This window comes from Paracoccus sp. UBA5162, assembly GCF_002413585.1.
In the GTDB taxonomy this organism is placed as follows: Bacteria; Pseudomonadota; Alphaproteobacteria; order Rhodobacterales; family Rhodobacteraceae; genus Paracoccus.
The window spans coordinates 16,499-20,119 of the sequence record NZ_DHXG01000088.1 but is presented as its reverse complement, the minus strand read 5'-3'; the positions used below and the strand labels follow the sequence as shown (position 1 = coordinate 20,119).

Annotated in this window: 4 protein-coding genes; 3 read left to right on the top strand and 1 reads right to left on the bottom strand. The window is 67.4% G+C overall.

Annotated elements, in window-relative coordinates; genetic code table 11:
* Positions 1 to 455 (bottom strand): glycine--tRNA ligase subunit alpha (locus B4A72_RS14600; RefSeq protein ID WP_292978949.1); only part of this gene is annotated, 455 nt, incomplete at its 3' end.
* Positions 456 to 574: 119 nt separating this feature from the next.
* On the opposite strand from B4A72_RS14600, the gene B4A72_RS14595 reads away from it, so the two are divergent.
* From B4A72_RS14595 to B4A72_RS14585, 3 genes are all read left to right on the top strand, one after another.
* The gene (locus B4A72_RS14595) at positions 575 to 1,945 is read left to right on the top strand and encodes a peptidoglycan-binding domain-containing protein (RefSeq protein WP_292951397.1); all 1,371 of its coding nucleotides are present in this window, start codon (positions 575 to 577) and stop codon (positions 1,943 to 1,945) included.
* Positions 1,946 to 2,125: 180 nt separating this feature from the next.
* Positions 2,126 to 3,127 carry an ABC transporter ATP-binding protein gene (locus B4A72_RS14590; RefSeq protein WP_292951400.1) on the top strand — a complete coding sequence of 334 codons (1,002 nt, stop codon included), beginning with the start codon at positions 2,126 to 2,128 and terminating at the stop codon, positions 3,125 to 3,127.
* Positions 3,124 to 3,621: ATP-binding cassette domain-containing protein (locus tag B4A72_RS14585; protein ID WP_292978947.1), on the top strand; the 498-nt coding region annotated here is incomplete at its 3' end. The genes B4A72_RS14590 and B4A72_RS14585, both read left to right, overlap by 4 nt.

The following is a 3,621-nucleotide window of genomic DNA, read 5'->3' as shown; positions in this document are numbered from 1 at the left end:
ACCTGCTGGAAATAGGTGAACTGGCTGACCTCCATGCCGTCGCACCAGACTTCCCAGCCAAGGCCCCAGGCGCCCAGGGTCGGGGATTCCCAGTCGTCCTCGACAAAGCGTATGTCATGGATCATCGGGTCCAGCCCGATGGCTTTCAGGCTGCCCAGATACAGGTTCTGCAGATCGGGCGGGCTGGGCTTGATGATGACCTGATACTGATAATAATGCTGAAGGCGGTTCGGGTTTTCGCCGTAGCGGCCGTCGGTGGGTCGGCGCGAGGGCTGGACATAGGCCGCCGCCCATGACCGCTGTCCCAGCGCGCGCAGGGTCGTGGCCGGATGGAAGGTGCCGGCGCCGACCTCCATGTCATAGGGTTGCAGCACGGCGCAGCCCTGACCGGCCCAGTAGGTCTGCAGGCGCAGGATGATTTCCTGAAAGCTGCGCGGAGGCTTTGGGCTGGTCATCGGGCCGTCCTTTTGCATAGATCGGGCTTGGGCTTTCGCGCCTTCTAGGCGCAGGGTAGGACAGGGTCAATAAAGGGCCCGCGGACAGGCGCCATCGGGCGCGCGACAAGGAGACCGGAATGCGGCGACTGGCTTTCATGATGGCTGCGGTTCTGGCGGCCGGGGCGGCCTCGGCGCAGGAGGCGGTGATCCGGATCGAGGCCAAGCGCGGCGCGGCGCAGGCAGCGCAGGCTGCGGCAAAATGGCGCGAGTCATTCGACGACGTGGTGACCTTTCCGTTGACGGGCGGCTGGATCGCCATCGCCCTTGGGCCGCAGGAACGATCCCAGGCCGAGGCGCGGCTGGCCGGGCTGAAGGCCGCGAACCGCGTGCCCGGCGACAGTTTCGTGGCCGAACCGGCGGCCGGCATCGCGCTGTCTCCGGTTGCGGCCGATGCGGTCGCGACACCATCTCCGGTGCCGGAAGATGGCGGACCCCTAACAGGGGCCTCGCAGGATGCGGCAAGGCCCGCCGCGACCACAAGCGAAGGCGAGGCCGCCACCCCGGATCGCACGCCGATGCCGGAAGCCGGCAGCTATCTGCGGCTGGAATCCCTGCGTGGTGATGCGGAAAGCCGCGCGGCGCTGTCGAAATGGCGCGAAACCTTTCCCGAAGCCGGGCTGATGGCTCTGCCCGGTGGCTGGCGGACGATCACGCTGGGGCCGCTGCCCGCGGAGGCGGCGGCGGAATGGCTGGCCGCGTTCAAGGCCTCGGGCGATGTGCCCAGGGATGCCTTTCTTTCGCAGGCCTCGGATCTGGGCGAGGTGATCGAGCCCGGCGCGGATCCGGACCTGCCGGCATCCGCGGGCGCGCAGGAGATGCCGCCCGTGGATGAGATCCAGCGCGCCTTGCGTTGGGCCGGCCGCTATGATGGCGCGGTCGACGGGCAATGGGGGCCGGATACGCGCAAGGCAGTCGCGCGCGAGGTCGCCGAGGGGCGTCTGTCGCCCGATCCCGGAACGGCGATGCGCAGACTGATCGAACGCCGGGACGCGTGGCGCAGGACGATGGGGCTGACGACGCTGACCGATGAACAGACCGGCCTGTCGGTCAGCGCCCCGATGGACAAGCTGGCTTTCGAACGGGCCGAACGGGCCTTGTCGATCTACGGACCCAGGCAGGATTCCGGTGTCGCGCTGATCCTGTTCAGCCAGCCCGGCGGACAGCAGGAATTGCTGGACCTGTCGGGGTTGGTGACGGCGCTTGGCTGGGTGCCGCATCCGACACGGATGATCGAGCCGGGCCATATCCTGCTGAAGGGGGCCAACATGGCCCAGAGCGCCATGGCCGAAGGCTGGGTGCGCGACGGCCGGGCCGAGGGCTTCGTCCTGATCTGGCCTGCCGGCGATCAGGAAAACCAGGCCCGTGTCGCGGCCGAGCTTTCCGACAGTTTCGCGCGGGTGGCCCCCGCTAAGAACGACGGACGCGACCCTTTCGCGGTATCGCCCTGAACGGACCGGGCCGATCGCGGTCTCCTTCGGGAGAAACCGTCTGTCCGCTGGCATGACCGCAGGGTGGCAAGGCCCGAATTTTTGGCAATGCTGGTCCGGCGCGCGGCCGGATCCCGGCGGGGCTTGCAAAAGGGTGTCCTTGCGTTAGTGTGAACCAATTCATGATTGGTTCAGGATTTCATGACACCCGACCGGATTGCCGCCGACAGCCACGCGCTTCTTCACCTTCAGCAGGCCACCTTGCGCCTGCCACGGCACCAGGCCGCGCTGCTGGACGATGTGTCGCTGTCCGTTTCGCGGGGTGAAACCCTGTGCATCGTCGGCGAATCGGGCTGCGGCAAAAGCCTGACCTCGCTGGCGATGATGGGGTTGCTTTCGCCGAACCTGCGCGACGGGCTGTCGGGACGCATGGTCTTCGAGGGGGACGAGATCGCCTTGACCGACCGCAAGGCGCTGGCCGGGCTGCGGGGTCGGCGGATCGGCATGATCTTTCAGGAACCGATGTCCAGCCTCAACCCCGCCCATCGCATCGGCGACCAGATCGCGGAAGCATGGCGGCGGCACAATCCCGGCGACGGGCGCGATCGGGCGCTGGCCATGCTGCGCCGTGTGGGCATCCCGGCCGCGGAACGCCGGATGCGCGACTATCCGCATCAGATGTCGGGCGGGATGCGGCAGCGGGTGATGATCGCGATGGCGCTGGTCAACAATCCCGACCTGCTGATCGCGGACGAACCGACCACGGCGCTGGATGTGACCATTCAGGCCCAGATCCTGGATCTGATCGCGGAATTGCAGGCGGGCGGCGAGATGGGCACGATCCTGATCACGCATGATCTGGGCGTGGTCGCCGAGGTTGCGACCAGCGTCGCTGTCATGTATGCGGGACGCATCGTCGAGACCGGTCCGGCCGAGGCGATCTTTCGCGATCCGCAACATCCCTATACGATCGGTCTGATGTCCTCGGTCCCCGCGCTGCGCGGTCCGCGCCGCAGGCTGGCCACGGTGCCCGGTATCGTGCCCTCGATCGAAACCATGCCCCGGGGCTGCCGCTTTTCGACCCGCTGTCCCTTCGCGCGGCCAATCTGCGCAACCACGCCGGATCTGACAGAGGTCGCACCCGACCATCGCACGGCCTGCCATTTCGCGCCGCTGGAAACCCGGCTGGAGGGCGCCGCATGACCCGTCCCATCGTCGAGGTCGAGGGCCTGACCAAACGGTTCGCAGTCGGTGGTGGGCTATTGCAGAAACCGCGTCCGCTGCATGCCGTGGACGGCGTCGACCTGCACGTGAACGAGGGCCAGACCTTTGCCATCGTCGGCGAATCGGGCTGTGGAAAATCGACCCTGGCGCGTCTTCTGATGCGACTGCTGGAACCCTCGGAGGGCCGGATCCGCGTGGCTGGCCGCGACATTTCCGACCTCGCCGGCGCCGATCTGCGCGCCCTGCGTCGTGATGTGCAGTTCATCTTTCAGGATCCGTTCTCATCGCTCAATCCGCGCCTTTCGGTGGGGCGTCTCGTGGGCGAGCCGCTGGAGGCGCACCGACCCGAGATGAGCAGCCGTGACCGCCGGTCCGAGGTCGCGCGCCTCCTGGCGCAGGTCGGCCTGCGCCCCGAGCATATGGATCGCTATCCGCATGAATTCAGCGGTGGCCAGCGCCAGCGCATCGGCATC

Coding starts and splice junctions, on each gene's coding strand:
- B4A72_RS14595 (WP_292951397.1), top strand. CDS start 575: ATGCGGCGACTGGCTTTCATGATGGCTGCGGTTCTGGCGGCCGGGGCG.
- B4A72_RS14590 (WP_292951400.1), top strand. CDS start 2,126: ATGACACCCGACCGGATTGCCGCCGACAGCCACGCGCTTCTTCACCTT.